The 3,778-nt window shown below is 50.4% G+C and carries 5 protein-coding genes; 2 read left to right on the top strand and 3 right to left on the bottom strand.

What is annotated here, in order from left to right; translation table 11 throughout:
* Positions 1-136 precede the first annotated feature (136 nt).
* The 3 genes from IGR76_06625 to IGR76_06615 all read right to left on the bottom strand — a co-directional run bounded on the left by IGR76_06625 (position 137) and on the right by IGR76_06615 (position 2,294).
* The gene (locus IGR76_06625) at positions 137-856 is read right to left on the bottom strand and encodes a sulfate ABC transporter permease (GenBank protein MBF2078188.1); all 720 of its coding nucleotides are present in this window, start codon (positions 854-856) and stop codon (positions 137-139) included.
* Between the two features lie 72 nt (positions 857-928).
* Positions 929-1,159: a hypothetical protein gene (locus tag IGR76_06620; protein ID MBF2078187.1), complete on the bottom strand. Its 231-nt coding sequence runs from the start codon at positions 1,157-1,159 to the stop codon at positions 929-931.
* Positions 1,160-1,250: 91 nt separating this feature from the next.
* A complete protein-coding gene (locus IGR76_06615) occupies positions 1,251-2,294 on the bottom strand; it encodes a sulfate ABC transporter substrate-binding protein (protein ID MBF2078186.1) in 1,044 nt (347 codons plus the stop codon).
* Positions 2,295-2,588: 294 nt separating this feature from the next.
* Here IGR76_06615 and IGR76_06610 point away from each other — a divergent pair, with 294 nt between their 5' ends.
* Together IGR76_06610 and IGR76_06605 are read left to right on the top strand one after the other, a co-directional pair.
* A complete protein-coding gene (locus IGR76_06610; protein ID MBF2078185.1) occupies positions 2,589-3,383 on the top strand; it encodes a Crp/Fnr family transcriptional regulator in 795 nt (264 codons plus the stop codon).
* Between the two features lie 60 nt (positions 3,384-3,443).
* Positions 3,444-3,778 (top strand): ATP-binding cassette domain-containing protein (locus IGR76_06605; protein MBF2078184.1); only part of this gene is annotated, 335 nt, incomplete at its 3' end.

Here is a 3,778-nt window from a genome sequence, read left to right as displayed (position 1 = left end):
CATATAGCGTTCCTACGTGATTTGTGAAAAAGATGAGTTGTGAAACGTGCGCCCCACGGGGCGCACGTTTCACAATCCAAATAGGATTGCTATATCAGAAATGGGATTTAGAGACATCTTGAATGCTAGATACGAATTAATGGACTCGTTTACGATGTCCAGTCCTTTGTTCAAGCAACTCCTTTAAAACTAATGAAACCACCGCAAGCAGCGCCAACACGACTGCTGCGACATAGGCAGATTGAGTCTCGTACTGCTTGTAGGCTTCTTCCACGTAAAGGGGAAGCGTTTGCGTCTTTCCGGCAATGCTGCCCGATACGACCGACACCGCATCAAATTCGTCCATAGCACGCGCATTGGTTAGCACGATGCCATAGAGTAACCCCCAACGAATATTAGGCAGCGTTACCCGTCGGAAAATTTGCCAACCGCTTGCCCCCCGTGTTTTAGCCGCCTCTTCTTGCTCGGTGCCCAGTTCCTCTAACACGGGGATGACCTCACGAGCTCCAAAGGGCATCGTGACAAACAGGGTTGCCAGCACCATTGCAGGTACTGCAAAAACGATGTTGATGCCGCGCTCATCCAACAAAGGTCCGAACCATCCCTGATTGCCGTATAGCAGCATGATCATCAAACCAGCGACGACCGGAGAGATAGAAAATGGCAGATCAATAATGCTGATCAGCAATACCTTGCCTGGAAAACGATGGCGAGCGATCGCCGTTGCAGCACAAAGGCCAAAGAGGGTGTTGAGGGGACGGCGATCGCGGCGGTGGGCACAAAGAGCATCACCGTGAGATACACCCAGGTGAAGCGCCAGTTCCACGGTAAATGGACGATGCGCTGGAGCAGCGATGGTTCATCGGCTTGAGCGCCGGACGACGTAGCGTTTGCCATAGCTATAACCGTGTCAAAATTTACGATTGCGTCAGGGTTTAGGGATGATGGAATCTCCCAAGGGATTGAGCACTAAGGAGACCAAGGAGATCACAGACGTCGCCACGACTCCGATGAGGACGATCGCCAACATCAAAACAGCCGTGTAGGCAATGGCGATCGCCAACAGCCCGTAAATAGTGCCCACCTTAAGCGTATAAACCGTTTGGCGGAGCGGACGGTGGAGCAGGGGATTGCGCGCAGTAGTAGATAGCCTAGTCATGGTCTGTCTCCTGTGAACTGTCACATCCGAAATTCAAGACTCCTCTCACCGGGAAACCGAGCCTCGCTCTATCTAAACACGTACATTTGATCTATTTAGCAATTTTTGACTGAATTTGATCAAAAATAGCTCCATCCTCAAAGAACTTGGTTTGAATAGCATCCCATCCGCCTAAGTCTGCAACGGTATACAACTGATTAATCTTGGGATACTGACTGGCAAATTCTTCGGAAACGCCCGGATCAACCGGACGAAATCCTACGCTAGCGAACTCTCGTTGGGCTTCCGGAGTAAACAGGAACTCCACAAAGGCCTCCGCGATGTCCCGAGTGCCGTGTTTGTCTACGTTCGCATCCACAACGGCCACCGGGTTATCAATGGAGATATTGACATCAGGAAGAATGTAGGGCAATTCTTCGCCGTTCAGCTTCGCCAGCAGGACTTCGTTTTCATAGTTGATCAAGGCATCGCCTTGTCCCTGCTTGAAGAACACATCGGTTGCTTCACGGGCATCTTTGGGTAGCACAGGTACATTGCCAAAGACTTGAGTGGTAAAGTCGAGGGCGGCTACATCATCGCCACCGTCTTGCGAAATCGAACCCCATAGTCCCAGGAAGTTCCATCGGGCTCCCCCCGATGTTTTGGGATTGGCCGTAATAACCTGGACATCATCCCGTGCCAGGTCGTCCCAGCCTTGGATATTTTTCGGATTGCCCTCACGGGTCACGATCACCGCAGCGGAGGTAGTGACAATAGAGTTATTGGGTGCTTCTTGTTCCCAACCGGGCTCGATCAGTCCACCCTCTTCCAATTTTTTCGTGTCCAGAGCCAGCGCTAGAGCCACCACGTCTGCTTCGAGTCCATCTAGAACGGCACGAGTTTGGCTTCCCAAACCACCATAGCTCTGGTTAATGGTGACCTTCTGGTTGTGCTCTTTTTCCCACTGTTCGGTGAACTGCGGAATGATTTTCTCGTAGGCAGCTTGGGTGACCGCGAAGGATACTAGCGTCAGCTCGACAGGCTCTTTAGGAGCATCGGTTGCGCTGGCTGCATTATCTTCTCCTGATTCCGTCGCTACATCAGGGCTGCAACTGCTGATCGCTAGACCCATCCCGACTCCCAGCAAGCTTAACATCACAAACCGCCGGGATACTCCCAGTACCGAGCGTACCGTTCCACGATTTTGACGCGATAGCTTCAAACTCTTCACAGATTTCCTCGAAGCCTTCAAATCTCTGAGCTACTGGGCGATCGCAATCCATCGTCTTGCAGAGGGGCGATCGCCAAACTGAATCCAAATGTAACATAAATGTTTTAAAATTTAATTATAATTTTTATTTGATTTGTTTAGGTATGATTCATAAAATTTTCGAAACACACTTACGCCCCATGTCAAAATAGGTTAGTTTCTGTAGTCAGGAGAACTGGCATGGCAAAACAGGCCAAGCGTTCTGAGGAGCCTGGAATGATTAAGCTGCTGATCCACAGCAACTTTTTGTTTCGGGGAATGGACGAGGCTTGGCTCGCAACCTACCTCGATCCCGATCACGTCATTCGGGAGAAGCTATATTCCAATCGACCGATCTACACAGCATTTCGTCCTGATGAGTCGCTGGATTACCTCTACGCCGTTCTAAATGGGGGGCCGATTATTATTCGGAGTACTCCCTTGGATCGCGTGATTTCCTTGACTTATCCAGGGGGGTGTTTTGGTATGCGGAGTTTGGCATTCAGCTATGGGCTGATTTGCCGCGCATTTCCGAGTTTGGTAGAAGCCTACAAAACAACGGATGTACTGAAGATCCCGGTTGAAGCAGTGAAGTCGCTGTATACCGATAGTGACGTTTTCCGAGAGCGCTATGGTTTTCTATTTGAGATGCGAGAGAAGTTTCAGTATCACTTGCTGAACTGTGGAGCCTACCCTCCCCAAGCGGTTGCAGCCCTGTTGCGGGCGCTGATTTACCAAGAGCGATCGCTCGGCAATCAGCCCCGTTCTGACGGTACCTACACGTTGGATTTACCGATTGATTTGATTGCCCATGCAAGTCAGCTCAATCACCGAACGGTCGAGCAGGTTCTGAAGGGAATGATGAAGGTGGGGCTAATCAAAACCAGCAAGGGTACGGATGCCGACCATGACATTATTCGCGTTGTTGATCCGGAAGGCCTAAAAGAAGTCTACGGCGCAACCCGCGATAAGGTATCGTGGTGGCCTCTACGCTAAATCTCGTCTTCTCAGATGCATCGCCAGTACCCTAACTGCAGAGTTTAAGAATGCTGTACTGTGGGCATAAGAGTTGAAGATATCTCAAAGCGGTTTGGCGATTTTCAGGCGGTTGATAATGTCCGCTTGGAGGTGAGTACAGGCTCGTTAGTGGCCTTGTTAGGGCCATTGGGGTCTGGAAAGTCTACCCTTTTGCGGCTGATTGCTGGGTTAGAGCAACCCGATACCGGACGAATTTGGCTAACGGGGCAAGATGCAACGTACCAAACTGTCCAAGAACGGCGAGTTGGCTTTGTTTTCCAGCACTATGCCCTGTTTAAACATCTGACGGTGCGTCAAAACATTGCGTTTGGGTTAGACATTCGCAAATGGCCGAAAAACCGGATTAAGCACCG

This window comes from Synechococcales cyanobacterium T60_A2020_003, from assembly GCA_015272205.1.
Classification (GTDB): domain Bacteria; phylum Cyanobacteriota; class Cyanobacteriia; order RECH01; family RECH01; genus JACYMB01.
The sequence above is the reverse complement of the archived record's forward strand: the minus strand, read 5'-3'. Positions and strand labels throughout refer to the sequence as shown.

Coding starts and splice junctions, on each gene's coding strand:
- IGR76_06620 (MBF2078187.1), bottom strand. CDS start 1,159: ATGACTAGGCTATCTACTACTGCGCGCAATCCCCTGCTCCACCGTCCG.
- IGR76_06615 (MBF2078186.1), bottom strand. CDS start 2,294: ATGTTAAGCTTGCTGGGAGTCGGGATGGGTCTAGCGATCAGCAGTTGC.
- IGR76_06610 (MBF2078185.1), top strand. CDS start 2,589: ATGGCAAAACAGGCCAAGCGTTCTGAGGAGCCTGGAATGATTAAGCTG.